The following is a 26,628-nucleotide window of genomic DNA, read 5'->3' as shown; positions in this document are numbered from 1 at the left end:
CATATGAGACCTAAGGTAGTTAGTAATGGCTGCAAAAAAACCTTCACCAGCCCGTTCGCCTGTCGCGCAGGCGCGAGTTGAGCGTGAGAGTATGCGGCGTAAAGAAGCGCTGGCGGTGCTGGCGTGCCTTGATTGCTTCCAAGATGTGCCGCCCGGTGAATTGAGCCGTCTGCTGGCGATGAGCACGTTTCGCGCTTTCCCTGCGGGGGCGACGCTGCTAGGACAACAGAAACAGGATCGGTTCCTCTTCATTATGTTACAGGGGAGCCTGTTTTTGCGGTTGCGTGACAAAGATAGCCGCGATGTGTTGATGGGAGCATTGTCACGTGGCGATTGTTTTGGCGAAGGACCGCTGTTTGGTGATTTCTTTCGGCGGATGAGTGCACTGACGCAAACCGACTGCCACCTTTTGCAGATACCGATTGCCGAACTCCGCGACGCAATGAGTAGTATGCCCATGCTGACTGCGGCTTTGCGTCGTGTCTACAAGCAGCGAATGGTTGACTGTACCCTGGCGCGCGTCCCCCTGTTGAGTCAACTCTTCCCAATGGAGCGTCTGGCCTTGGCGGGGTTATTGGAACCAATGCATGTTGCCCGGGGCAACCTGATTATCCGTCAGGGCGAACCGGCGAGTTCGCTCTATTTGGTTGAGAATGGTCAGGTGATGGTCGAACAAGATGGCGTGACCATTGCTACATTGGGCGAAGGTGATTTCTTTGGTGAGATGGCGTTGCTGACCAGCAAGCCTCATCGGGCGAATGTGCGTGCCCTAACCCCTACCGATGTGCTTGCCCTGCCAGGGGCTGAATTTTACCGCCTGATTGAAGAGCGTCCGGAACTTGAAGCGCAACTGCGCCAGGTCATCGAAGCCCGTATCAACAACTCGGAGAAGGTGAGCAATGATGAAGAGCGGAAGCACCAGGTTGAACTGGCGGTCACGAAGGGCCTGCTGCGTGGCACCCATCTTCTCGTACGCACCCCGGAACTCTGTCCACCAGAGTGTCGCATCTGTGAACAGGCATGTGCCGATCGCCATGGGCGCGCCCGTTTGAGTCTGAATGGGGCGATGATTGATCAGTTTGATGTTGTGGATACCTGTCGGCAATGCAGTGTCGGTGCTGAATGTGTGGAAGTCTGCCCTGATGACGCCTTCGAGCGCACCGAAAACGGTGTGTTGATCATCACCGACGCCTGCACGGGTTGTGGCAAATGCATTGAAGCGTGCCCCTACGATGCCGTCGCGAGTGTCCCGCTGCCTCACCAGCGTCCCCAGCGTGGACCGTTGGTGACAATGCTGCGGGCAGCGAGCGATCGCCTGCGGCGGAGCCCGATGATTCCGCTGGAGCCAGCGCGGCCGACGCATCGCGCCGACAAATGCGACCTGTGCCATGGGTACAACGACCTGACGTGTGTTAGCAGGTGTCCGACGGGGTCGTTACGGCTGGTTCCGGTGGAAGAGGTTTTTCCGTTGGAACCAGCCGCGCTAGCGCGGTTGGTTCCAACGAAGGTGCGGTCTGGGCGGTTGCAACAGGCGCGGTTGGTTCCAACGAAGGTGCGGTCTGGGCGGTTGCAACAGACGCGGCTGGTTCCAACGAAGGTGCGGCCTGGGCGGTTGCAACAGGCGCGGCTGGTTCCAACGAAGGTGCGGTTGGGTAACTGTTCACGCTTCTCCTGGGAGCGAGGGCGTCCCGCCCTCGAAGGCATTCCGAGGGCGGGACGCCCTCGCTCCCAGGCTTGCCTGTTACCCCACATGTGAACAGTTACGCGGCTGGTTCCCACGAAGGTGAGGCCCGGGCTGTTGCCTCAAGCGCAGTTGGTTCCCACGACGTGGAGGGGACACTCCATCGCTCAGATCTGTTCCAACAACGCTACCGGGAACTGGGCAAGCACATCGCGCATCCAGAAGCCGGTGTGATCATCGTGGGTAGCGATCGTCAGGGTAGCCCCGGTAAACAGGTCGCGGTAGTGGGTGCCATCGACTGCGTGGGGAACGATCAGGCGCGTTTCGCCCCAGCGCTCACCAGTTGGGGGCAGACGGTCGCCATTGGCGAGGCGCAACGGCAGCCGTGGGACAACGGTGAGCAGTTCGCCCGCATCGCTCTGGCGGGCAAAGGCGACCACGTGGTCGGCGCGGTCACCGGCGGCGGCAAGCGGCAGATAGCCGGCTTCGACGAAGAGCTCTGGTCTAGCACGCCGCAGTTGCAAGACGGTGTAGGTTAGATAGAGCTTGATGCGACCATCGGTGATCTGCTCGAACAACTCCTGCGCGAAACTTGCCTGCTCACCAGCCTCATACCGCGTGACTATCTCATCGAGCAAGCGTTCGCGCAAGGCATAATCAACCGGACGGCGGTTATCGGGGTCAACGAGGCTCAAATTCCAGAGCTCGCAGCCCTGGTAAATATCAGGCACCCCTGGTGCCGTCAGTTTGATCAGGGTCTGGGCCAGGCTATTGAAAAAGCCAAAGAAAGCGACGCGCTCGGCAAAGATCGCGAGGCTATCGAGAAAGCGCCCGCTCCGCCGTGGGTCAAGGACACCCTCGACAAAGCGGCGGACAGCGGTATCATAGTCGGCACCGGGATTGACCCAACTCGTATGCACCTTGGCCTCACGGGTAGCCTTTTCCATATACTGGACAATGCGCTCGCGGAAACCTTCAAGTGCCTCACCGCGATAGACCTCGGGATCAGGGGTTGCGCCATTGGCAAAAGGCCAGGCCCCGACCAGGGTCTGATAGAGCAAGTACTCATCGTTGCGCGAGGGCATGGTCGTGTCATCACGCGTCTTCTTTTTGCGCAGATTGAGGCGTGTCCAGCGACTGACGATCTGACGCCATTCCTGAGGGATCTCTGAGAGCACATTGATCCTGGCGCGGACATCTTCGCCCCGTTTGGTATCGTGGGTCGAACTGCCGAGCATCGAAGAGGGCCAGCGTGTACTGCGATGACCGGCATGCTTATGCATATACTCAACGCTATGCCCATAGTTCTCGGGATGCCCACCGACCTCATTGAGCGAGACCAGGCGGTTATAGACATAGAACGTTGTGTCTTCAACGCCCTTGGCCATCACCGGCCCGCTGATCTGCTGGAACTTCATCACAAAGCGGATCACCTCGGGGCGGGCATCTTCGGCGAAACTGTCGAGATTGCGGAGCAATAGCGTATCGCAGAGAAAATTGAAGATCGTCTCGGCGGTACGAGGATTACGGCGCTTGGCCTCGCGCACAGCGGCTTCAACATAGCGCTCGTCCCAGGGCGTGACGGTGTCAAGACCGCTGATATAGGTGCGGTAGACCGGCAGACAGGCAATCACTTCACGGATAATGAAGGTGAGGCTATTGAGCGTAAAGTCACGATAGTGGCGATTGCGCTCGGTGAGCCGGTCGAGCATATGGCTCAGGGTATTGATCTCACTCGCCAGCGAGACGAGCATGATCTCTTTCTTTTTGCTATTGACGAGATTAGCAAAGCGCGGTTGCACGCCAGCCACATCGGTATAGAGGCGATCAAGTTGCTTGCGTGCCGCTTGATCAACAAAAATACCATTGACTTCATTCAAGAAATCGTAGCCAGTTGTGCCAGCCACGGCCCAATCAGCGGGCAAATCTTCCCCAGCCGACAGAATCTTCTCGGCGACCACATAGAGCGGCCACGCAACACCCTCGTGCTCACTCTGCGCAAGAGTCTGCGTGATCCAAGCGGCAACGTGGTCAAAGATGGCTGAGTCGGCGGCCTCCTCACCGGCTTCAAGACCATCGGCTTTGAGGGTTGCGGCGGCCCAGTATTCAAGATAGCTTGCCTGCAACTGGTGGAAATAGGCGGGCGGGCGCCAGAGGCCATCGGGATGATCGATCCGCAGGCCGGTTGCCCGTCCTTCGGCAAGGAGACGAAACACCAGTTGATGGGTTGCTTGCAAAACCTCGGGCAACTCGACGCGGATCGCGGCGAGATCGTTAATATCAAAAAAACGGCGATAATTGATCTCTTCGGTGGCAACCCGCCAGAACGCGAGGCGATACGGCTGACCTGCAATCAACTGCTCGAGACGATCAAAACTCTCGGGTTGACCTGGCGTGCCATTGTAGAAGGCCAGGGTTGCCTCCAGCGCCACCTGAACAGATTCGCTCTGCTCATAGAGATTGGCCAGCCGTCGTTTAATCACCTCTTTTTCGCGATTGCGTTCCAGTACCTTTTCCGGGGCTACCTCGGTATGGGCAGGCAGATACGAGAGGGCCGTCAGAATACTCTGCAACTCGACCACATCGACGTGATCGCCACCAAGCTCGCTGATCAAGGCATCAAGTTTATAGCCAAGCAGATCGGCGTAACTGCATGGATCAAGCGGGAAGAGATGCTCGTAGTAGGCAAGGAAGAACGCACCGCCAGCATAGCGAAGTTGCAATTCACCGGCATCGAGCACATCGCCATACTGCGCCCCCAGAATGGGGAGCAACACTTTAGCGCGCAACTGAGGGCGCACAGGATCCCAATCAATATCAAAATAGTGCGCATAGATTGAAGACGGTCCATTCTCGAGCACATCCGACCACCATGTATTGCGCAGATCACCAATGCCCATATGGTTGGGCACCACATCAAGGATCAGGCCAAGTTGATGCCGCAACAGGGTGTCACTGAAGCGTTTGAAGGCCTCGTTGCCACCCAGATCGGGATTGATCTGGCTATGGTCCGTAATGTCATACCCATGGGGACTCCCCGCACGGGCCGTCAAGATTGGTGACGCATAGACATCACTGATGCCAAGGCGTTGCAGGTACCCGGCAAGCTGCGCACCCTGGTCAAGGTTGAAATCAGCATGAAACTGAAGACGGTACGTTGCCCGGGGAAGGTGGCGTGGCAACTGATGCAACAGTTGCTCGATGCCTTCTTTATCCTGGGGGCGAAGTGATGTTTTCATGGATTTCTTTCACTCTACAAAGCGATCCAAAGACCGTGCAGTCGCGCAACGCAAACAGCGCTGTTACCCACTGCCCGTGCGGATTTGAAAACCAAGACGTTGCCCTAACGACGTAAAAGCAACGATCCACTGCCGTGCTTCGTTATACCCCTGGGACGCCTCGGCCCGTACATCAAGGTAGGTACTCTGAAGCAACCGATAATAGACATTCTGGGTCTGCCAGACATCCACTTCAAACGGCAGCCCGCGGGCCAGACCGACGGCATCGTCGAGTTGCTGCAGCAAGGCGAGATCGCGGGGTTGCGCCTGAAATGCGTCGGTGATCAGTTCGATCGTCTGCGAGAGGCTATAACCGAGGCCAGCGCTATCAAGCGTCACCCCGGCGCGTGAGGCTTCGCGGCGCAAGGTATGAATGCGGTCAAGATCGAGGGTGTCAGCTTCGAGCAGTTGGCGGAACTCGGTATTGAGCGCAAACTCGGCGGCAATCTGAAACTCCTGGGGCACTGGCGTACCGAGGCTTGCCAGAAAGCGCATCAAGGGGGCGTGCTGCTCATAGATCCGCCGATACGAAGCCGTCGCATCGGCGAGGCTCGAATCAAGCACGATCTTGAGGATCTTGCGTTGTTCATCACCAAAGAGCAACTTGAGTGACGACGTATCGCGACCAAACGTATGATCGATCATCCGGATCACACCAGGAAGATCAGCGCGCAGAAAGAGCTCGCTCAACTCTTCGATCATCAGGTGATACGCGGTCTCGCCCTGATACTCGCGCACTCCCCCCGAGATATTGTGGTCACCCATATGCAACACCCCAAAACTCAGACGGGCCGACTCGCCAGTGATCATCGAACTGATGTGCATCCGGCCCATCGCGAGGCGTGCCTTGCCCGAGGGGAGCAGGTGATAATCTTCGTATTCAACGAGATAGCTATAGACCTGAGCGCGCTCTTCGTACCCGGCAAAGAGTGAAGACATCGCATAGTGGGCTCCGACCTTACGCAAATCGACGATTGCTGGGCGAACCTTGCGCTCATAGATCTGGCGGCCATCACCCTGGGCGGGATCATTGCTCTGAGCCTGGGCGAGCCGCACAAGAAAACTGGGTTCATAATCTTCGCCAAACAGTTCATGCGCAAGCTGAATAGCCCGTCCTGCATACATGATCACCTGGATCGTCTCGATTCCCGCGAGGTCATCAAAGAACCAGCCGCACGAGGTATACATCAACATCAGATGGCGCTGGAGTTCCATCAATTTCAAGACAGCGATGCGCTGGCTTTCGTCGAGTGACGGGCGGGCGTGGCGTTGCAGGAAGGCCTCGATTCGTTCGGGGGTACGTTCAAGGACGACCTGGATATAATCATCACGGGCGGCCCAGGGATCATGCAACAGATGACGACCGAGCCCCTCGAAGCGTGGGGACAGCGTATCGCGCACCCAATCAAGCGCAGTGCGCAGTGGTGCGCGCCACGTCTGACGCCAACCCGGATTGCCACCGCTATTGCAGCCACAATCGGTGCTCCAGCGACCAACGCCATGCACGCAACTCCAGGCGGTCTGCTCGACAATCTGCACCTCATGGGTCGGCGGATATGCCGCGAGGTAGGCGGCATAGTTGGTCAGACGTGCGAGGCCACGTTCTTCGATGTACTGCAGAGCATAGGCAAGGGCCATATCACCGTGGCGATGATGGTGTCCATAGGTTTCGCCATCAGTTGCGATATTCGCGATCTGGGGCCAGGGGCGATACTCGCTGAAGGTTCCGGCAATGCGGGCGGCGAAGGTTGTGCCATTGACCAGGAGGCGTTCAAACGCAACGGCGCGGGAGACCGGGCCATCATAAAAGAAGATCGTGATGGAGCGACCACTGGGGAGTTGCACCAGATAGGGGCGTGTCGGATCAATGCGCCCGCCACGCACATCATTCCAGACGAGATCGCCAAGCTTACGGAAATGGCTGACCTGATGCGGTTCAAGGATCGTGAAGGCAATCCCGTGTTCAGCCATCATATCGAGGGTTTCAAGATCGACGGCTGTTTCGGGTAGCCACATCCCCTCGGGATTGCGACCAAAGCGATAGACAAAATCAGCAATTCCCCAACGCACCTGAGTAAGCTTATCGCGGCGTGAGGCAAGCGGCATAATAATATGGTTGTAACACTGAGCTATCGCCGAGCCACGCCCGAAATAGCGAATGCTCTCGGCATCGCCATCCAGGATCGCCTGATAGACACGGGGTGCTTTGTCAGCCAGCCAGTTTAGCAACGTAGGACCAACATTGAAGCTAATGCGGCTATAGTTATTGACAATGCGAATAAGCTGATTCTGGGCATCAAGAATCCGCGAGGCAGCATTCTCTTCATAGCACTCAGCAGTAATGCGTTCGTTCCAGTCGTGGTAGGGGTAGGCCGAGTCTTGCTGTTCAATCGACTCGATCCAGGGATTTTCGCGTGGTGGTTGGTAGAAGTGGCCGTGTATACAGATATATCGCTCAGGCATAAGCTTCTGGTGTAGGCCGATGGCCCTATATGAATTCAATTTAGGGTTGTTGCCCGCAAAACCTGCGGTTCTTCTGGCGCACGATGCAAGCAAAGCTTGCATCGTGCGCCAGAAGAAGAAGAGAGATTCTTGGGGGGGGGCATCGGGTGCCGCAGGCACCCGGGCCTCAACCCTCGACTAACCGCGACTCTTGAAGAAGAGCGCACCGAGTGGGGGCAGGTCGATGGTAAGCGAGAAGGGACGATTATGGCTCGGCTGGTCATCCGCCATGACGCCGCCAGCATTGCCAACGCCACTGCCCCAGTACTCTTTGGCATCGCTATTAAAGAGTTCTTCCCACCAGCCACCACGAGGCACCCCGACGCGGTAGTTTTCACGGATGATCGGGGTTGCATTCATCACGACCAGGATCTGATCGCCATTCGAACGTGCCTTGCGCAAGAAGCTGTAGGTACTATTATCGGCATCATTCGCATCGATCCACTCGTAGCCATCGGGATCGGTATCGAGTTCAGCCAGGGCTGGTTCACTCACATAGAGGCGATTGAGATCAGCGAGCGTGTCAGCGATACCGCGATGCGACGGGAACATCATCAGATGCCAATCAAGGCTCTCGTCGTGTTTCCACTCGCGCCACTGGCCAAACTCACTACCCATAAAGATAAGCTTCTTGCCTGGCTGACCATACATATAGCTATAGAGGAGGCGCAGGTTGGCAAACTTCTGCCAGACATCACCCGACATCTTGTCGAGCAACGAACCCTTGCCATGTACCACTTCGTCGTGTGACAGCGCGAGCACATAGTTCTCGGTGAACATATAGAGCCCGCGGAAGGTCAGTTCGTTGTGGTGGAACCGGCGGAAGACCGGATCGCGCCGGAAATACGAGAGCGTATCGTGCATCCAGCCCATATCCCACTTGAACCCAAAGCCGAGCCCGCCCACATACGTCGGGCGTGACACCATCGGCCAGGCCGTGCTTTCTTCGGCGATGGTTTGAACCCCGGGGCAGTTCTTGTAGACCTCAGTATTAAACTGGCGCAAGAACATGATCGCGTCGATATTCTCGTTCCCGCCATACTGGTTGGGAATCCACTCACCCGGCTGCCGCGAATAGTCGAGGTAGAGCATACTGGCGACGGCATCAACGCGCAATCCATCTATATGAAACGTATCAAGCCAGCACAGGGCCGAACTGATCAGGAAACTCCGGACTTCATTGCGCCCATAGTTGAAGATGTAGCTTCCCCAATCAGGATGAAAGCCCTTGCGAGGGTCGGCATGTTCATACAGATGGGTACCATCAAAGTAACTCAGGCCAAAGCCATCAGTTGGGAAGTGCGAAGGCACCCAGTCGAGAATAATCCCGATCCCATGCTGATGGAGATAATCCACAAAGTACATGAAATCCTGGGGCGTCCCATAACGACTGGTCGGGGCAAAAAAGCCTGTTGTCTGATAACCCCACGAACCAAAGAAGGGATGTTCGGTAATAGGAAGCAACTCGATATGGGTAAAGCCACAGCGCTTGACGTGTTCGGCAAGCCTAGGGGCAATCTCGCGATACGAGAGTGAGCGCCCGCCTTCTTCGGGAACGCGCATCCACGATCCGAGGTGTACCTCATAGATCGACATTGGCGTATTCAAATTCTGACGCTGCATGCGGCTCTCGATCCAGGCCTCATCATTCCAGGTATACTCACGATCCCAGACAATCGAGGCTGTACCAGGGGAAACCTCATACATAATACCCATCGGATCGGTCTTATCTTCTTTGTAGGCATGAAAGCGCGACGAGACGTGGAACTTATAACTCGCCCCTTTGACAACCCCGGGCACAAAGGCTTCCCAGATCCCCGAGTTACCACGAGCCTTGAGCGGGTTGTGACCCGAGTGCCAGTTATTCCAGGCACCAATGACCGCAATATACTCGGCATTCGGTGCCCAGACGGAAAAATAAGTACCTTCCTGACCATCTACCGTTGTGACATGTGCTCCCAGTTTCTCGTACAGGCGGAAGTGATTGCCTTCATTGAAAATGTAGATGTCATCATCAGTCAGAACCGGCGATCCAGGATAGCGATCCACATGTATAGGGATCGGGAGAGACGGTGAAATTGAAGCCACAGGCTCTGGCGCACCCTGATCTTCAGTTGGTGCAACGACTGCTTCGTCAGCCTGACTGGCTGCCTCAACTGACGGTTCGGCAAGCGTAACTGGCGTATCCGCTTCAGGGGCCGTCGTCGTTTCAATCACTGGTTCGGGTGATGGTGTCGTTTTTTTTGCACGACTGCGACGTGGTTTTTTCGCTTCTTCTGACATATACTCCTCATCAAATAGGTAGAACTTCCACACATGGAAGTTTACCCTGTAATCTGGCGTAAAATTCCACTAAGTGGAATACTCAGCCAGGTGGGGCGGTTATTCATCTCATAGGCAACCTCATAGACCGCCTTCTCGAGGTAAAAGACCTCGAGCAGGGTTTCAAGATCGCCCCGTGCAGCGGGCACAAACGAAGCCCCTTCAGTATGTTCACGATAGCTGCGCAGGAACGCGGCACCAACCCAGAAGGCCCAGAAATCGGCCCACTGGCGCAGACGCTCCGTCTCTTCAGGCGACAGCGCAGTCGATTGGAGGCGCCCGAAATAGCTTGAATAGGCTGCATACTGATACGAGCGCAACATACCGGCGATATCACGTAACGGTGACCGTTTAATGCGCCGCTCGCTAATCGGGCGGATCGGCTCGCCTTCAAAGTCGATAATCATGAAGTCAAGGCCGGTATAGAGCACCTGTTCGAGATGGTAATCACCGTGAATCCGGGTGCGCGTGGCCTCGATCTTCGTCGCACTAACCCGTCGGAAGCGGGCCATCAACTCTGACTCAAGGGCCAGCAACTGACTGGCATCCTCGCGGATGTTTTCGGGCAAGCCTGGCAGTACCTTACGCAAGCCCTGAAGGGTTTCGGCGGTCAAACTGCGCACTGACTGGTAGAGCGAGCGTTGATAGAGCAGTGAGAAGGGTTCAGGCGCAAACGCCGTTGATTTACCGCGTGCGAGGGCCAGATGCAATTCGGCGGTACGTTTGCCCAGCAACTGAGCCGAGTCGAGATAGGCACTGATCAACTCACCCCCGGGAGCTGGCGGTTCAACGTCGGCATCAAGCAGCGCAGCAATGGTCACCTCGGTTGTCGGTGCGACAAGGTCAGGCTCAACCAGCACGCGATCAAAATAGCTATTGAGCACATCAATCGCAAAATCGAAGGCGTCGCCTTCATTCGGGACAAAGCCTTGCAGCAGGGCCAGCGTGATCGCTTCTTCGCCAGGGCGTGTATACTCGATCGCCCCGGCCAGCGGCGGGGTATGGGCATAGCCAGCCTCATCGGTGAGATAGCGTCCAATTTCGAGATCGGGATTGACCCCAACATCAACTTTGCGGAAGAGTTTCATGATCATGCGCCCGCCAAAATTGATCGAGGTATTGCTCTGCTCACCGCGCATCACCGAAGCTTCAAGGCCCGTCCCATCACCGACTAGGCCCCGTAGCGCCCGTGTTGTTGCTGCCGTCAGATCGGCCCCATGTTCGCTGCGCAGGCGGCGTCGCCCAACGACGAGATCGAGCAGCATCGCACAGAAGCCACGGTCAATCAAGGGCTCGTAGAGTATGCCAGGTTCTTCTTGCTGATCGTTGACGCGCAGACGAGCAATAACGGCGTGACGTGAGTCGGCGAGAATATCGCGACTCCGTTCGCCTTCGGCATAGGCCATCGGCAAGAGATAGGTTTCGGCGCTTCCTTCGGTGTACTGAACTGTTGCCAGCACAAGGTACGAAAGCATATCATCATGAGGAACCATCACCACATCGGCGATCTGCACATTTTTAATCCGGCGTGCTTTGGCCCCAAACCAGCGACGTGGGCGCAAATAATGAGGCAAAACCTGCTCTAGTTGCGCCTGACGACCATCATAAAAGATCGCATCCCACCCACCGGCTTCAATGGTGAGTAGCGGCACATCGGCACTATCAACAAGCCCGCTCCCATCGCTGCGCACACCCTCGGCACGCTGGGGCACCAGGCTAAACCAGTAGAAGCTGTGTGGGCCGACGGTAATGAAGTAGGGATGATCGCCCACCGGTGGGAACTCGACTTGCCCAAACATCTCGACCAGCATCATCCCGCGGAAGGATGACAGGTCAAGTTCGACGCCTTGCACAAACCGCGAGAGATTGGCAATGACGAGGATCGTCTCTTCCTCATAGCGCCGAATAAAACAGAGCACCTTGCGGTTTTCGGGATGAAGGAACTCGAGGGTTCCCCGGCCAAACGCCTTATAACGTTTCCGCAAGGCAATCAGACGCCGCGTCCACCAGAGCAACGAATGCTGATTGCCAAGCTGATTTTCAACATTGACCATCTCGTAGTGGTACTCGGGGTCAGTGATCACCGGCAGATAGAGGCGTTGAGGATTCGTCCGTGAAAAACCAGCGTTGCGATCCCCGGCCCACTGCATAGGGGTACGCACCCCATTGCGATCGCCGAGGTAAATATTGTCACCCATGCCAATCTCGTCGCCATAATAGAGCACCGGCGTGCCGGGCAACGAAAAGAGCAAGCCATTCATCAGTTCGATCTTGCGCCGATGATTGCCGAGCAATGGCGCAAGCCGGCGCCGAATGCCAAGGTTGATCCGGGCCTGCGGATCTTTGGCATAGAAACGATACATATAGTCGCGTTCTTCATCGGTTACCATCTCGAGGGTCAACTCATCGTGGTTACGGAGGAAGATCGCCCACTGGCATGCATCAGGAATCGTCGGCGTCTGATGCATAATATCAATGATCGGGAAGCGATTCTCTTGATGTACCGCCATATACAGGCGGGGCATCACCGAGAAATGGAACGCCATGTGGCACTCATCGCCATCCCCAAAATACGAGATCAGATCTTCCGGCCACTGGTTCGCCTCGGCGAGGAACATGCGTCCCGGATATTTGGCGTCAAGTTGCTGGCGCAACTTCTTCAGAAAGACATGCGTCTGGGGCAGATTCTCGCAATTTGTCCCCTCTTCTTCATAGAGATACGGAATGGCATCAAGGCGAAGACCGTCCACCCCCATATCAAGCCAGAACTCCATCGCCTTAAAGATCGCCCGATGCACGGCAGGATGCTCGAAGTTCAGGTCAGGCTGGTGGCTGTAGAAGCGATGCCAATAGTAGGCCCCGGCAACCGGATCCCAGGTCCAGTTTGAGGTCTCGAAATCTTTGAAAATAATGCGCGCATCGCGATACTTCTGGGGATTATCACTCCAGACATAGAAATCGCGCTGGGAAGTGCCGGGACGGGCACGACGCGCACGCTGGAACCAGGGATGTTGATCAGAGGTGTGATTGCACACCAGTTCGGTGATGACCCGCAACCCACGCCGATGCGCCTCACGAATAAAGAGGCGCACATCAGCGATATCGCCATACGACGGGTGAACATCGGTGTAATCGGCGATGTCATAGCCATCATCTTTGAGGGGCGAAGGATAAAAGGGTAATAACCAGATAGCGGTCACCCCAAGTTCCTGCAGATAATCGAGCTTGCTCGTCAGTCCCTTGAAATCACCAATCCCGTCGCCATCACTATCAGCGAAGGCCCGAACATGCACCTCATAAATAATCGCATCTTTATACCAGAGCGGATCATGCGCAAAAACCTGCGGCGTCCGGCTCGGTCGGGTCTGCTTTACTATCGCCATGTTCTCCTAAAGGGCATCAAAAACGGTCAACATGCTAGCCAGGCAACTCCTCCTGGCGTTCCAGTCGCAAGATATGGACGGGCATCGTCGCAGGATCAAGTGAGACATAATTATATTCACCCTGCCACACATACCGCTCGTTGCTCAACAGATCGTGAGCAAGATAGGTTGCCCCGAGGTGCCACTCATCGACAGGAACCTGCACCCACCCACTCTGTACCTGCTCGGGGTCAAGATTGACCACAACGAGAATGATATGCGTGGCATTATCGGTTGTTTTGCTATACGCAAAGAGCTGCTCGTTCAGCGCAAAGTTGCGATCAACCCGATGCACGCGCACGTTTGTATTGCGCTGAAGCGGCGGATTCGTTTTACGGATCTGGTTCAGGCGCGCAATGAAAGTACGCAAACTGTTCGGGTCGTCTAGATCCCAGTGGTGGATCTCATACTTCTCGTTGTTGAGATACTCTTCCCGGCCCTGTGCAGGCACGTGTTGCATCAACTCATAGACGGGGCCATACATGCCCCAGCTTGCCATCATCGTCGCTGCCATGGCAGCGCGGGTCAGGAAGACCGAGCGGTGCCCGGGATAGAACTGAGGGGTCAGGATATCAGGCGTATTGGGCCAGAAATTGGGGCCAAAATAGTCTTTGATTTCGGTCTGGGTCAACTCAAGCAGATACTCGGCAAGCTCCCAACGCTGGGTGCGCCACGTAAAATAGGTGTAGCTCTGCGTAAAACCAAGCTTGGCAAGATTATACGTCACCCTGGGGCGGGTAAACGCCTCAGAGAGAAAAATCAACTCAGGATGGTCACGCTTCAGACTACCAATGCACCACTCCCAGAAGCGAAAACTCTTGGTGTGGGGGTTGTCGACGCGAAAGACCGTTACGCCCTGTGCAATCCAGTACTCAAAGACACTCTTGAGCTCATACCAGAGACCCTGCCAATCACTGGTTTCAAAGTCGAAGGGATAGATATCCTGATACTTTTTCGGTGGATTCTCAGCATACTGGATGGTTCCATCGGGGCGAGCGCGGAACCACTCGGGATGTTCACGCACATAGGGATGGTCAGGCGAGCACTGAAAGGCAATATCGAGGGCAAGCTCGATGCCATAGCTTCGCGCTGCAGCGACAAGTTCGTGAAAATCCTCAAGGGTACCCAGTTCAGCATGGATCGCCTTATGGCCGCCTTCAGGGCCGCCGATCGCCCAGGGGCTACCGGGTTCATCAGGGAGCGCCGTGACACTATTATTTTTGCCCTTACGGAACTGGCGGCCAATCGGGTGAATCGGGGGCAGATAGAGGATATCAAAGCCCAACTCGGCCACATAGGGCAAGCGAGCAATCACATCCATAAATGTCCCATGCTTCCCTGGCTCAAGCGCAGCCGAACGGGGAAAGAGTTCATACCATGCCGAAAAGCGCGCCAGAGGGCGATCAACCGTGACATGCAATTCGCGCTCAAAGGTTGTCGCAAACTGGCGCGGCAGGTGTGCGCTCATCAGGCGGGCCAGTTCGGGGGTAAAGGCAGCCTCGGCGTCACCCGCACGCAAGGCTGCGGCGAAACCGTGCAGCGTTGCGGCAACTGAATCAGGCGCATCTGCTGCTGCCTCATCGACCAGGGCAGCGCCAATCAAGAGATCGACCTGGACTTCCTGCCCCGCCTCAACGCGTTTATGCAACTGATGTTCCCAGGTTGCAAAACGATCAATCCAGGCGACCAGGGTATAGGTATAGGTGCCCATCGTCGCGACACTAAAGACACCGCGCCAGTGGTCATTGCCGAGAAGCGTCATCGGCATCTCGTGCCAGGACTGATCAGCGGGGTCGCGCACGCGCAACACAGCGGCGAGCACATCGTGCCCATCGGCAAAGATATCGGCTTCGACCGTCACGAGATCACCGACAACTCGTTTGATCGGATAATGCCCTGCATCAACCTGGGGGATAACGTGTTCGATCAAGACGCGCCGTCGTCCCTCACCAAAGACGGTGAGCCCATTCGATGTGGCGGCCTCTGCCACCGTTGAGCCCTTCGTGGGCGTTTTCAGCTTCGCTGGCATCTCCAGCTCCCCTCATTGCACCGCTACCAGCATTGGTAGGGGCGAAAACAACGTAATGAGTCGGGCACATGGCTGGCGCCATGCGCCCGGCTCACTCAAAACGGATCTGATCGGTTTCCTGTGAACCAATCAGCGTGACGCGCATAGCCTGTTACCAGGCTACGGGATGCATCGTTTGCTTATTGCACTTCCTCAAACTTGCCAATGATCGGCAGGTAGATCTTCTGCGTCACAACGGTTGTGGCACTCCCTGTCGCCAGCACATCGGCATCGTCGTACACATAGTTGTTGTAGGTGTCGATCAACTCAACCCGTGCGGTGACCGCGAAGGTTCCACCGATCAGGTACTTATGGGTTGTGGTCACGGTGGTGGTGCCTGGGGCGACCGTAAGCCGCTCGAAGCTATCGATGGCGTCGCCATACGCAATCACGAGATTGTAGACGGCACCCTCGCTGGCACCAGCGGTGCGCAGTTCAGGCATCGTCACGACAAACGTGGTCTCTTCGGCAGTCGAAACATTTGTTGGGGAGATGGCGAGCGTGCCGGTCACCAGCACCTGCCGGAAGTCAGCGGCCAGCGTGGCCGCCCCATCGGTCAGTTGCGATGCAATGCCAAACCGACCAATCTCGCCGAACGTGTAGGTCTGGTTAAACGTTGCCGCGCCAGTCGCTGCTGTCGCGCTATCCGTAAAGGTCGTTGTCCCGTCAATCGTCCACGCGTACGTAAATGTACCATCGGCAAGGCCGGTCGCACCGACCTCAAACGACACTGGCGTGCTCACCGTGGCACTTGCGCCTGGCGAGACCCAGTTCAACGTGACATTCGCGAGACTCTGGGCGCTGGCTGTTGTGACCAGAATCCAGAAGAGCAGCGCGGCCACGGCGCTAACCAGCGCAAAACCTAGCAGGGCCAAGCGGTTAGTCGAACTTCCGTGTACGGCTGTTCCTGTGTTGTTGTTACGATCCATGAAAATTCCTTCCTCCTGCAGCGAAAACGAGGCGTTGGTAGTGTCAACAATAGAACAACCACCAGAGGCCTGACGAGCTACCCAATCTATCGGCTTCACCAGTTGTTTCCGATCAAACAGACCATCAGGGTGGCCCTCGTGGTTGCGTGAATCTGTGCATCAATCGATGATGCAGCAAGTGACATAGAGCAAACCAGCGTTGAACATCACCATTGGGGAAAAGTGCGGAGCCGCGATGTGTCCACTGATGTACCGCATCTTGAGACATCAGCCCCCCTATGATCCATGCCTAGCCTGTTCATAGAGCGTTACTATCGGGTTGTGCATCAGGCAAGGTTGGCAGACGCCTGACGGTGCAGGCTTTTGTACCCGTACAGTTCAGCCTGGCTATGCAACAACGCGAACGTCACTATCTTGCGGGCCATGTGCTACCGCACCGAAGGCACTTTGCTCGGGCACAGCTTTGATGCAAGATCATGATGCAATTAGCGCTCATGCCTCTGAACAAACTGTGGAATAATCTTACGCTGAGCAAATTTCTCAGCGTATCTTTCAAGTTATGATCAGGATCACTTTCAGGTCTATGTAATACTGCTATTCTACAAGAGCGCTCTCTGTGTGTCAAACGTATCAAGCAAAATCAAGCAATATCAAGCCCAATATCGAGGGCGCGCGCTGCGTGGGTCAGAGCCCCGACACTAATATAATCCACCCCGCTCTCGGCAATTGCCCGTACTCGTTCCAGAGTAACACCTCCACTGGCTTCAAGCAAGGTGCGCCCTTGCACGAGGCTCACCGCAGCACGCATCGTCTCAGGGGTCATATTATCAAGCATGATGAGATCTGCCCCCGCCTCGGCGGCTTCGCCAGCCTGAGCCACAGTTTCAACTTCGACCTCGACGCGCACCATTGGCCCAACCGCTGCACGTGCTTGTTGTACTGCTGCCCCCAGACCAATGCCCTGAGCGGCGAGGATGGCGAGGTGATTATCTTTGAGCATCACGCCATCATACAGTCCGAAGCGGTGATTTGTCGCGCCACCAAGCCGTACGGCGTACTTTTCGAGGAGGCGCAGACCGGGTGTTGTTTTGCGTGTATCCAGGATCCGAGCTTTCGTTCCAGCGACTGCAGCGACATAGCGTGCTGCGAGGGTTGCAATGCCACTCATGCGTTGAAAAAGATTGAGCGCGACGCGCTCTCCGGTCAGCACCCCACGGGCTGAGCCGCTCACGGTTGCCACCACGGTACCGGGGGCAACCTGGGCGCCTTCTTGCACCAGGGGCGTCACAACGAGTGTGGGATCAACGAGCGTAAAGGTGGCGGCAACGACGTCGAGGCCACAGACAAGGCCGGCCTCGCGGAAGACAAAGGCTGCTTCCACGTGTGCCGTCGCAGGAATCACGGCCTGCGTTGTCAGATCACCACTCCCAAGATCCTCGGCCAGCGCACGCGTAAGCAATTCGCGTACCAGGGTGGTGGGCAGTTCCATAGAGAGCTCCACAAGCGAGATGACTGGGGACTGTGCCCCATGCGCATGAACTTTCGGGCTAGCGCCCTCAAAACCTATGCTTGTGCTGGCTGTTTGCGCCAGCACAAGCGTGATACTTGGGGGTTGCGCCCTCACACCCCCAAGCGACGGGCGTTTATGTTGTGAGCAGGCCGTGATCTTTCGGATTCAGATCTAAATCATCACGACTGCCGCGACCGACGCCCCAGTAGGTAAAGCCACGGCTTGCCATCTCCTGAGGATCATAGAGATTGCGTCCATCCACGACAATAGGTTGGCGCATAAAACTACGGATCTTATCCCAGTTGATCTGCTTGAACTCATTCCACTCGGTCACAAGCAGGAGTGCGTCGGCCTCTTTGGCGACATCATAGGCCGTGGCGCAGAAGGTCACTTCGGGCATGACCTCGCCAGCATTTTCCATAGCAACCGGATCATAGGCCTTGACGCGGGCACCCTTCGCCTGGAGAGCCCGAATGATATCAATGCTCGGAGCTTCACGGATATCATCGGTATTCGGCTTGAACGACAGGCCGAGCACCCCGATATACTTGCCGTCCAGATCACCAAGCAACGTCTCGACCTTCTGGACAAACCGTTCACGCGCCGACTGATTAATCTCCATCACGGCCTGAAGTAACTGCGGATGGCAGCCAGCGGAAGCCGCCATATGGTGAAGCGCGAGGACATCTTTGGGGAAACAGGAGCCCCCATAGCCAATACCCGCATCGAGGAAATGGGGCCCAATGCGTTTATCGGCCCCCATGCCACGGGCCACCTCGCGGACATCGGCCCCGAGGCGCTCACAGATCTGGGCGATCTCATTGATAAATGAGATACGGGTTGCGAGGAACGCATTCGAGGCATACTTAATCATCTCGGCGGTACGGAGGTCAGTAATAATGATCGGTGCGCCAAGGGGTGCATGCAACTCGGCGACCTCTTCGGCGGCCTTCTGATTCGTTGAGCCAAGGACAATCCGGTCGGGCTTGAAGAAATCGGTCAGTGCGCTGCCCTCGCGCAGAAACTCAGGATTCGAGACAACCGAGAAGTGGATGCCCGGGGCGGCATGTTCAGCGATAATCGAAAAGACCATATCACCGGTACCAACGGGCACCGTACTCTTATCAATGATAATGGCATCGCGGGTCAGATGCTGTCCAATGCCCAGTGCTGCCGCTTTGACATAGGAGAGATCAGCCGCGCCATCGTCCCCCATTGGTGTCCCAACCGTAATAAAGATCAACCGGGCATCAGCGAGACCAAGCGCATAATTATCGGTAAAGCGGAGCCGTCCGGCACGCATATTGCGTTCTTGCAATTCTTCAAGGCCCGGCTCATAAATCGGCGACTTCCCGCTCCGCAACATTTCCAGCTTGGCGGGATCGATCTCGATACAGTTCACGGTATTGCCGAGGTCAGCGAAACAGACCCCAGTGGTCAACCCGACATAGCCCGTGCCTACCACACAGATATTGCTCAAGAGACTCCTCCTTATTCCATCAACGCAACTTCAACTCCAAGGTTCAATTCACAGGCACGCTGCCAAGCAAGATGAGCAACCGCAAGATCCTGAACGGCATTGCCAACCGACTTAAAGAGCGTCACATCCTCGTCAGTCATACGTCCAACAACGATCCCGGCAGCCACGGCGCCGAGTTCACCAACAATATGTTCAGGCGTGATCAGACCCGCATCACGGGCACGCACCAGTTCACCGGCCTCGGCCCATGCGGCCTGATGCTGATCAACCACAACCCGGGCGCGGGCCACAGTAGCGAGGGGGATTTCGGCCATAGTCGGGCGATAGGCCCCGATGGCATTGATATGCACGCCTTTGCGTAGGGCCGTATCAGCAAAGAGTGGATCGGTCGCCGAGGTCGCGGTACACACAATCTCAGCCTCGGCGAGGGCTTCATCAGCAGTTAAGGCAAACCTGAGTTCACAGGTAATGCCAGCCTCACGCATCCGTTGTGCGAGCCCTTCGGCGCGTTGACGGGAGCGATTCACAAGCCAGATTCGCTCCAGTGGGCGTTCATTCCAGACGGCGAGTGCCTGGGGCAGGGCCTGCGCACCGGCCCCGAAGAGGGCGAGCACATGCGCGTCAGAACGCGCCAGATGCCGGGTCGCAACGCCTGACGCCGCCCCAGTGCGCAGGGCCGTGAGATACGTACCATCAAGCAGGGCCACCGGACGCCCGGTAGCGGGATCAAGCAAGGTTACCAGCGCATAAATCGTCGGCGCACCACGGGTTGCATTCTGGGGGAAGATCGAGACCACTTTCATGCCCAGGGCAGCGTGTGTGGCATGGTCAAGTCGAGCGGGCATAAAGAGACTCGTTGCCTCATATGCAGGCGTATCAACATGGGTACGGATGGGCACCTCGGCGTGTCCAGCTGAAAGCCGCACAAAAGCTGACTCGACGGCATTGATCGCCTCGGGCATCGAGACAGCGGCCTGAACATCAGCAGCAGAAAGGATCCGCATCGTAGTACCTTTGCTCAACAAGACAACCGCACTCTATGATACAACAGAAACGGGTGAGGAGCGATAGATACATCGCTTCTCACCCGTTTCTGTTCTGGCTCGCATAGAGCTATTCAGTTGCAGCCGCTTCGGCGGTCGCATTGACCTCAGTCGGAGCCTCGGTATCTGACTCAGGCTGGGCTTCAACTGGCGCAGGCTCAGCGGCTTCTTCGCCTTCTTTATCATTTTCAGCGATGCGGCGGAGTGACAGACCCATCCGCTGGCGCTGACGATCAAGGCTAATCACCTTTGCCGTCACCTCCTGGCCGGGCTGCAACACATCACGCGGCTGGGTCTGGGGGTCAACATCGAGTTCACTGGCGTGAATAAGCCCCTCGACGGCCTCTTCGACCTGCACAAACGCACCGAAGGGGGTGACATTGGTGACAGGGCCGGTGACCAGTTGACCGAGGGTATAGCGCTGATCAATCGTATCCCAGGGATTGGCCTGGAGTTGACGGATCGAGAGCCCGATGCGCTCGCGGTCACGGTCAATTTCGACCACAACCACCTTGACTTCCTGACCGGGTTGGAGCACCTCGCGGGGATGGTTGACGCGCTGCCAGCTCAACTCAGAAATATGAGCCAGCCCATCGGCACCCCCGAGGTCAATAAAGGCCCCGAAGTTCGTCAACTGATTGACGCGCCCGCTCAACACATCACCGGGCTGGAGCTCGGTCAAGAGCCGGATCTTCTGCGCCTTGCGCCACTCCTGAGTTGCGCTACGCTCGGAGAGCACGAGACGATTGCGCTCGCGGTCAACCTCAATCACCTTGAGCGGAATCTCTTGATTGACCATCTTCTGCAGCGCCTGCTGGCGTTCCTCGGCAGCCGTACGCCCGTGCAACTGTGCAACCTGCGATGCAGGCACAAAACCACGGATGCGGTTGAACTGCACCAGAAGGCCACCCTTATTGAACCCGATTACCTTGCAACGGGTAATGCCGCCATCCTTAAAGAGTTGCTCGGCATATTCCCAGTCTTTTGCCACCTGAACCATCGTCAGGGAGAGGATAAGATCACCATCTCGGTTTTCAGGTTCCTGGACATAGACCTGAATTGTTTCGCCAACCTGAAGCGTACTCAGGAATTCATCGCCCATCTGGCGCAGGTCTTGCGAAGGAATAACACCTTCACGTTTCGTCCCGATCGAAACAAGCACGCCGTTATCTTCAATTTGCATCACCATGCCCTCACGCAACTCACCACGCTGCGGACGGGCATAATCATACTCATCTAATAACAACGTCCAGTCAAGATCCTCCTGATCCTCTAATGTGATCTGATCCGATTGCACCGACATGCTTCAAAGCCTCCTCGAAGAGATTTACACAGCTGTGTGCATTCCGCACGCCATGACCAAAAAAAAACGCCATCCTGATGTAGGCAGGCGCGAAATGTATATCGCGTGAGATGAGCATGGATACGCTAGGAAGCTGTTAGCAACAGCTTCGCGCTCTCCACGCCAGTGCCTTTATGCAGGCTTCACCAGGTGGCTGGCTCTCCGTCCTCATCATGTAGAAAGATGATGTATTATACTGGAGGGTCAAACCAGAGCGGATGTCACAACTATGTTTTACAATACGGACAATTATAGGGGAGATATTCCCGGTTGTCAAATATCTTGCAGGAGTCAACGATGAGTTCAGGGCAGCCTGTGCGTGTTTTATTTGTTTGTATGGGCAATATTTGTCGTTCGCCAATGGCCGAAGCTCTCTTTCGCCACCTTGTTGTTGAAGCAGGGTTGGAGGATGCTTTTGTGGTTGACTCGGCGGGAACAGGTGGATGGCATGCTGGTGAGGCACCGCATTATGCAACGAGTGCGGTATTGAAGCGGCACGGCATTAACGTTGGCGATCAGCGCGCACGTCGTCTGAAGAACGAAGATAGCACGACCTTTGATTATATTGTTGCGATGGATCGTGAAAATATCGCCACGATCACACAAAATCACCCTGCAGCGCGCTCACGCACCCGTCTATTGCTCGACTATGTTACCGATAGTCCTGATATTTCTGGGGGTGAGGTTCCCGATCCATACTATAGCGGTGCTTTTGAGCACGTTTATGAACTTGTTGAAAAAGGCTGTCGTGCCCTTCTCGCCCATATTCGTGCTGAACGAGGGTTTTGAGGGTGTCTATGCATATACCTGATCGCCTTCAGGCGGAGATCGAGCAACGGCTCGGGACACCGCTGATAACCGTGACACCAATGGGCGGAAGTTTTGGTGCACAGCTCACACGAGTGCGTACGCGGGATATGAGTTATGCATTGAAGTGGGCGATCCGTGGGCCTGCGAGGGCAATGGTTGTTGCCGAGGCGTATGGGTTGCGTCGCCTCGCGGACGCAGGTTCTGTCCGTGTGCCGCGGGTTGTTGCCGATGATGATGGCACGTGCGGCATTGCCTTTGTGTTGAGTGACTGGATCACGAGCAACGGTATGGAACCGGATCAGGCCTTGCTTGGTACCAACCTGGCCCAACTGCACCGTACGACCCAGGCTACATTTGGGTTGGAACAGGACAATTTTCTTGGAGGTACGCCGCAGGCAAATAGCTTAATGCTTTCGTGGACGACTTTTTTTCGCGAGTGCCGTCTGTTACCCCAGATTAAACTGGCGGTAGCCAACGGTTTCTTGACCACTTCGCGTCATGCTGCCCTCGACCGCCTCGTCGACCGCCTGGAAGAATGGCTTGCGATCCCCGGCGAACCAGCGCTGATCCACGGTGATCTCTGGAGTGGCAACCTTGTGGGCATGGCTGACGGCACCCCGATTTTGATCGATCCTGCGGTTTCGTTTAGTCACCGTGAAGCGGAACTGGCGTATACCGAGTTATTTGGTGGTTTTGGGCCGCGCTTTTATGCGGCGTATCAGGCTGCGTGGCCGCTCGAACCAGGCTACGCCGAACGCCGGGATCTCTACAATCTCTATCATTTGCTCAACCACTTGAACCTCTTTGGGTTGGGGTATGCGGCTCAGGTTGATCAGATTGTATGCCGTTATGTCGGATAACTACCATGCCACTTTTTCCTTCCAGGCGGATCTGGCAGGTCTCACGGTCGAGGTGGTAAGCAAGCCAGGGCTGGCGGCGGCCCATTTGCTGCTTGAGGCCTCGGACCTTGCGGCGAGCCTGATTCGTCCAGCCCCGATGGAACGGATCTTGCTGATGGGGGCAGGTCATGGTGCGCTTGGTGTTGTGCTGGCCCGTCACCTCACCCGAGGGCACCTGGTACTCATCGAGAGCGATCTGATCGCGCTACGGATGGCGCAGCTGACATTCGCAGCTAATCAGATCAGCGGGGGCGAGCTACGGGGTGCGAACAATGCACTTCCCGGTGAGACTGAGGCCTTTGACCGCGCCATTCTGTTCAGCCCGAAGAGTCGCGCCCTGGGGCGGCGCTGGCTGCTCGAAGCGCAAGCCTACCTGCGACCCGAGGGCAGGCTGAATATTGTCGGAGCACAGGCAAGCGGGGTGCGCTCGCTAATCGCCGATGCGCAGGCCTTGACCGGGAATATGCACATCCTGGGCTATGGGAAAGGGTGTCGTGTCGCTGAGACACGTTGTATGCAGCCTTTTGCCGCGCCACCTGCCTGGACGACGTTGCCAGGGATTATGCCGGGGAGTTGGCTTCCGCTCATGGTCGATCTCCCAGGGGGGGCCCGCGAACTGGTCAGCTTACCGGGGGTCTTCAGTGCCGAGCATCTCGATGCTGGGACGGCCTTTTTGTTGAGCCAACTCGGGCAACGGTGTAATGGCAAGCGCGTGCTTGATCTGGGGTGCGGCTACGGAGTGATCGGCATTGCAGCGGCCCAACTTGGGGCGAAACAGGTCGATCTCGTTGACGTGAATCTGCTTGCGCTTGCGGCAGCCCGTGAGAATGTGGCACGCCTCGGTTTGAGGCAGGTAGAGGTGCGACCAGGTGATGGGCTTGAAGCGGTACTGGGGAACGCATACGATCTGGTTCTCAGCAATCCGCCCTTTCACACGGGCAAAACGATTGACACCGCGATGGCCGAGGCCTTTCTGCGCGAGGCACGGAGCGTGCTGGTTCCAGGCGGTACATTGTTGATTGTTGCCAATCGGTTTTTACCCTACGAGCGCGTGATGCAGGCGCATTTTGACACGGTAACGGTTGCGGCAGCGTGCGAAGGGTATCGAGTTTTGGCGGGATCATAGGGGCACGGCGGCGTAGGGGCACGGCGCCGCCGTGCCCCGACCGGTGCCGTGCCCCGACCGGTGCCGTGCCCCGACCGGTGCCGTGCCCCGACCGGTGCCGTGCCCCGACCGGTTAATATGCGCGGGCAAAGATGACTTGACGTGACGTTGGTCGCCCGGTGTAGACACAGATCCCTGGGGCTTCAGGCTGGTCGAGGGGGATGCAGCGAATCGTTGCCCGGGTTTCGTCCTGGATCCGCTTCTCTTCTTCGGTGGTGCCATCCCAATAGGCGAGGGCAAACCCACGTTCAATCTGGGCTTTGAGCTCGTCATAGGTTGTAACCGTTGCGGTACGGTCACTGCGGAAGGCAAGGGCTCGCTCGAAGAGGGCCACCTGGATTGCTTCGAGCAGCGTGAGCAGATAGTCGGTCAGGCCAGCCTGGGGCACAAACTGCTTGCCGGCTTTGCCGGGCATATCGCGGCGTGCGACCGCGACACTCCCCTTTTCGACATCTTTCGGGCCTACTTCAACCCGGATCGGCACGCCCTTGAGTTCCCACTCATTAAACTTATAGCCAGGGGTGAAATTATCGCGGTCGTCAACCTTAAAGCGAAGGCGGCCCTGCCAGTCGGCGGTCAGGCGCTCAACAGCCTCCATCACCCTGGCACGTTCGTCCTCATTCTTATAGATTGGCACCAGCACCACCTGGATTGGGGCGAGGCGAGGTGGCAAGACCAGACCCTCGTCATCGGAGTGAGTCATAATGAGGGCCCCGATGAGGCGGGTCGAAACGCCCCAGCTTGTTGTCCAACAATGCTGGATCGTATTATGCTGATCAGTGAAGGTAATATCAAAGGCCCGTGCAAAGTTCTGACCAAGGTTATGGGAGGTACCGGACTGCAGGGCGCGGCCATCCTGCATCATGGCCTCGATGCAATACGAACGCAGGGCACCGGGGAACTTCTCTTTTTCGGTTTTGAGGCCACGGATGACGGGCATTGCCATCACCTGCTCGGCGAAATCGGCATAGACATCGAAGAGAATACGGAGCGTCTCGGCCTCGGCTTCGGCCTCATCAACGTGGGCGGTATGGCCTTCTTGCCAGAGGAACTCGGCGGTACGCAAAAAGGGACGGGTGCGCATTTCCCAGCGCATCACATTGCACCACTGATTGTAGAGGAGGGGCAAATCGCGGTACGAGCGCACCCATTTGCTATAGAAATAGCCAATGATCGTCTCGCTGGTTGGACGAATCACATATGGTTCGGCCAATTCTTCACCACCGGCGCGGGTCACTTCAGCGACCTCGGGGGCAAAGCCATCAACGTGCTCGGCCTCCTTCATAATAAAACTCTTGGGAATTAGCAGTGGAAAATAGATATTTTCGTGACCGGTGGTCTTGATCCGGTTATCGAGTTCACGTTGCATCATTTCCCAGATCGCGTACCCCGTCGCCTTAAAGACGATGCAGCCACGCACGACTTCAGCCACCTCAGCGAGATCGGCTTCACGGACAATATCAAGGTACCACTGGTTATAATCATGGGCACGGGTTGTAATCGTCTCTTTGGGCATAGGTTTGGGTTCCTTCAACTGGCTACGTCTTTGCGCAGCAACTCACTTGGCAAGATCACATGGTCGGCCCAGGCGGGTGTACGGCTCACGACCTCATAGCCAAGCCTGAGGTAAAAATGGCGCGCCTGCGTATTGCCAATAATAACACGGAGCATCGTTGACGTTGCGCCTTCAGCGCGGGCATAGGCTTCCATCTGGTGCATCATTGCGGCACCAATGCCACGGTTGCGCATCGTCTGGCTAACCACCACACTATACATAAAGCTCTCACCCTGCTGCAAGGGTGGATCAGCAAAGAGCGAACCACGCACCATTGTCCAGAAGAAGCGCAGTGTATCGGCGACGCCCAACGTATGCAGGGCCGTCGAAAAGAGCTTGGAGGGCAGCGGCGCAAAGATCGGATCGTCAGGGAGCCGAATACTGGCCGTGCTCACCGGGGTACCGTGTTCATCACGAAAGAGAAAACGCCCCCGCGTCCCATCTTGAAACTCGTGGGCGAGCAGATAACGAAACAACGGCACCTGCACAGCCAGAGGGCTGTGCAGATACCCGGGAAGTTCATGCTGATGAAGTTGGGCGACCAGTTCGGCCAGAGGCTGAAGATCGTCAATGGTCGCAACCTGAAGCGTTACAGCCTCGTGAAACATACGTTCAGGAACCT

At 56.5% G+C, this 26,628-nt stretch carries 16 protein-coding genes; 4 read left to right on the top strand and 12 right to left on the bottom strand.

Annotated features, from left to right (window positions below):
- Positions 1-25: 25 nt before the first annotated feature.
- Positions 26-1,756 (top strand): cyclic nucleotide-binding domain-containing protein, encoded by a 1,731-nt coding sequence (locus EYB53_RS08695; RefSeq protein WP_205712614.1) that lies wholly within the window; start codon positions 26-28, stop codon positions 1,754-1,756.
- Positions 1,757-1,848: 92 nt separating this feature from the next.
- Here the strand turns inward: EYB53_RS08695 and treY are convergent, their stop codons facing one another.
- The 10 genes from treY to EYB53_RS08645 form a co-directional block, all read right to left on the bottom strand.
- The gene (gene treY, locus EYB53_RS08690) at positions 1,849-4,920 is read right to left on the bottom strand and encodes a malto-oligosyltrehalose synthase (RefSeq protein ID WP_135477814.1); all 3,072 of its coding nucleotides are present in this window, start codon (positions 4,918-4,920) and stop codon (positions 1,849-1,851) included.
- A 63-nt stretch (positions 4,921-4,983) separates the two neighbouring features.
- Positions 4,984-7,422 carry a DUF3536 domain-containing protein gene (locus EYB53_RS08685; RefSeq protein ID WP_135477813.1) on the bottom strand — a complete coding sequence of 813 codons (2,439 nt, stop codon included), beginning with the start codon at positions 7,420-7,422 and terminating at the stop codon, positions 4,984-4,986.
- 177 nt (positions 7,423-7,599) lie between these two features.
- Entirely contained in the window at positions 7,600-9,744 is a 2,145-nt protein-coding gene (glgB, locus tag EYB53_RS08680) for a 1,4-alpha-glucan branching protein GlgB (RefSeq protein WP_135477812.1), read from the bottom strand.
- A gap of 41 nt (positions 9,745-9,785) precedes the next feature.
- Positions 9,786-13,166, bottom strand: a complete 3,381-nt coding sequence (gene treS / locus EYB53_RS08675) for a maltose alpha-D-glucosyltransferase (RefSeq protein ID WP_135477811.1) — start codon at positions 13,164-13,166, stop codon at positions 9,786-9,788.
- A gap of 34 nt (positions 13,167-13,200) precedes the next feature.
- Complete coding sequence (locus EYB53_RS08670; RefSeq protein WP_135477810.1) at positions 13,201-15,234, bottom strand: alpha-1,4-glucan--maltose-1-phosphate maltosyltransferase; 2,034 nt, start codon at positions 15,232-15,234, stop codon at positions 13,201-13,203.
- A gap of 179 nt (positions 15,235-15,413) precedes the next feature.
- Complete coding sequence (locus tag EYB53_RS08665; protein WP_135477809.1) at positions 15,414-16,202, bottom strand: hypothetical protein; 789 nt, start codon at positions 16,200-16,202, stop codon at positions 15,414-15,416.
- Between the two features lie 640 nt (positions 16,203-16,842).
- Positions 16,843-17,691: a carboxylating nicotinate-nucleotide diphosphorylase gene (nadC, locus tag EYB53_RS08660; protein ID WP_135477808.1), complete on the bottom strand. Its 849-nt coding sequence runs from the start codon at positions 17,689-17,691 to the stop codon at positions 16,843-16,845.
- Between the two features lie 154 nt (positions 17,692-17,845).
- Positions 17,846-19,192 carry a UDP-glucose dehydrogenase family protein gene (locus EYB53_RS08655; RefSeq protein ID WP_135477807.1) on the bottom strand — a complete coding sequence of 449 codons (1,347 nt, stop codon included), beginning with the start codon at positions 19,190-19,192 and terminating at the stop codon, positions 17,846-17,848.
- A gap of 11 nt (positions 19,193-19,203) precedes the next feature.
- Positions 19,204-20,196, bottom strand: coding sequence for an ornithine cyclodeaminase family protein (locus tag EYB53_RS08650; protein ID WP_135477806.1), 993 nt, complete (start codon positions 20,194-20,196; stop codon positions 19,204-19,206).
- Between the two features lie 109 nt (positions 20,197-20,305).
- Positions 20,306-21,538, bottom strand: a complete 1,233-nt coding sequence (locus EYB53_RS08645; RefSeq protein WP_135477805.1) for a 30S ribosomal protein S1 — start codon at positions 21,536-21,538, stop codon at positions 20,306-20,308.
- 336 nt (positions 21,539-21,874) lie between these two features.
- On the opposite strand from EYB53_RS08645, the gene EYB53_RS08640 reads away from it, so the two are divergent.
- The 3 genes from EYB53_RS08640 to EYB53_RS08630 are packed head-to-tail and all read left to right on the top strand — an operon-like array spanning position 21,875 to position 24,412.
- Positions 21,875-22,366: a low molecular weight protein-tyrosine-phosphatase gene (locus tag EYB53_RS08640; RefSeq protein WP_135477804.1), complete on the top strand. Its 492-nt coding sequence runs from the start codon at positions 21,875-21,877 to the stop codon at positions 22,364-22,366.
- 8 nt (positions 22,367-22,374) lie between these two features.
- Complete coding sequence (locus EYB53_RS08635) at positions 22,375-23,247, top strand: fructosamine kinase family protein (protein ID WP_135477803.1); 873 nt, start codon at positions 22,375-22,377, stop codon at positions 23,245-23,247.
- On the top strand, positions 23,237-24,412 hold the full coding sequence (locus tag EYB53_RS08630) for a methyltransferase (RefSeq protein ID WP_167857317.1): 1,176 nt from the start codon (positions 23,237-23,239) through the stop codon (positions 24,410-24,412). Before EYB53_RS08635 ends, EYB53_RS08630 begins: the two co-directional genes overlap by 11 nt.
- A 112-nt stretch (positions 24,413-24,524) precedes the next feature.
- Here the strand turns inward: EYB53_RS08630 and proS are convergent, their stop codons facing one another.
- Both proS and EYB53_RS08620 read right to left on the bottom strand, forming a co-directional pair.
- On the bottom strand, positions 24,525-25,967 hold the full coding sequence (gene proS, locus EYB53_RS08625) for a proline--tRNA ligase (RefSeq protein WP_135477801.1): 1,443 nt from the start codon (positions 25,965-25,967) through the stop codon (positions 24,525-24,527).
- Positions 25,968-25,981: 14 nt separating this feature from the next.
- Positions 25,982-26,614: a GNAT family N-acetyltransferase gene (locus EYB53_RS08620; RefSeq protein WP_135477800.1), complete on the bottom strand. Its 633-nt coding sequence runs from the start codon at positions 26,612-26,614 to the stop codon at positions 25,982-25,984.
- Between the last annotated feature and the right edge of the window lie 14 nt (positions 26,615-26,628).

Source organism: Candidatus Chloroploca mongolica (assembly GCF_004762035.2).
In the GTDB taxonomy this organism is placed as follows: domain Bacteria; phylum Chloroflexota; class Chloroflexia; order Chloroflexales; family Chloroflexaceae; genus Chloroploca; species Chloroploca mongolica.
The sequence above is the reverse complement of the archived record's forward strand: the minus strand, read 5'-3'. Positions and strand labels throughout refer to the sequence as shown.

Coding starts and splice junctions, on each gene's coding strand:
- EYB53_RS08695 (WP_205712614.1), top strand. CDS start 26: ATGGCTGCAAAAAAACCTTCACCAGCCCGTTCGCCTGTCGCGCAGGCG.
- treY (WP_135477814.1), bottom strand. CDS start 4,920: ATGAAAACATCACTTCGCCCCCAGGATAAAGAAGGCATCGAGCAACTG.
- EYB53_RS08685 (WP_135477813.1), bottom strand. CDS start 7,422: ATGCCTGAGCGATATATCTGTATACACGGCCACTTCTACCAACCACCA.
- glgB (WP_135477812.1), bottom strand. CDS start 9,744: ATGTCAGAAGAAGCGAAAAAACCACGTCGCAGTCGTGCAAAAAAAACG.
- treS (WP_135477811.1), bottom strand. CDS start 13,166: ATGGCGATAGTAAAGCAGACCCGACCGAGCCGGACGCCGCAGGTTTTT.
- EYB53_RS08670 (WP_135477810.1), bottom strand. CDS start 15,234: ATGCCAGCGAAGCTGAAAACGCCCACGAAGGGCTCAACGGTGGCAGAG.
- EYB53_RS08665 (WP_135477809.1), bottom strand. CDS start 16,202: ATGGATCGTAACAACAACACAGGAACAGCCGTACACGGAAGTTCGACT.
- nadC (WP_135477808.1), bottom strand. CDS start 17,691: ATGGAACTGCCCACCACCCTGGTACGCGAATTGCTTACGCGTGCGCTG.
- EYB53_RS08650 (WP_135477806.1), bottom strand. CDS start 20,196: ATGCGGATCCTTTCTGCTGCTGATGTTCAGGCCGCTGTCTCGATGCCC.
- EYB53_RS08645 (WP_135477805.1), bottom strand. CDS start 21,538: ATGTCGGTGCAATCGGATCAGATCACATTAGAGGATCAGGAGGATCTT.
- EYB53_RS08640 (WP_135477804.1), top strand. CDS start 21,875: ATGAGTTCAGGGCAGCCTGTGCGTGTTTTATTTGTTTGTATGGGCAAT.
- EYB53_RS08635 (WP_135477803.1), top strand. CDS start 22,375: ATGCATATACCTGATCGCCTTCAGGCGGAGATCGAGCAACGGCTCGGG.
- EYB53_RS08630 (WP_167857317.1), top strand. CDS start 23,237: ATGTCGGATAACTACCATGCCACTTTTTCCTTCCAGGCGGATCTGGCA.
- proS (WP_135477801.1), bottom strand. CDS start 25,967: ATGCCCAAAGAGACGATTACAACCCGTGCCCATGATTATAACCAGTGG.
- EYB53_RS08620 (WP_135477800.1), bottom strand. CDS start 26,614: ATGTTTCACGAGGCTGTAACGCTTCAGGTTGCGACCATTGACGATCTT.